Source organism: Stenotrophomonas sp. SrG (assembly GCF_050031795.1).
Lineage (GTDB): Bacteria > Pseudomonadota > Gammaproteobacteria > Xanthomonadales > Xanthomonadaceae > Stenotrophomonas > Stenotrophomonas rhizophila_A.
Window position 1 is genome coordinate 1 of record NZ_JBNBBE010001045.1, and the last position, 240, is coordinate 240.

Below are 240 nucleotides of genomic sequence, written 5' to 3' on the forward strand. Positions count from 1 at the left end.
CGTTCGCACCGGTTGCGACCAGCGTGCCAGTGACATCGTGGCACCTGACGCGCACCTCAACCCTCGTGCGGGAAACCCTGCTTGCCGTCGGGCCGGAGGCTGCCAGCGCCTGTTCGCCATGGACCCCATGGCGCGCCACGCGGGCCAGGCGCCGGCCCAGTTCCTGTTTGTTCGGCGGATGGATGTCGTAGGCATCGCCGTTGTCGATGGCGAGTGCCAGCCCGGAATGCGGGTCCTCTG

Annotated in this window: 1 pseudogene; it reads right to left on the reverse strand. The window is 68.8% G+C overall.

From position 1 onward, the window contains the following. A pseudogene (locus ACQG3P_RS22670) lies at positions 1–240 on the reverse strand (sialate O-acetylesterase); the annotation flags it as partial.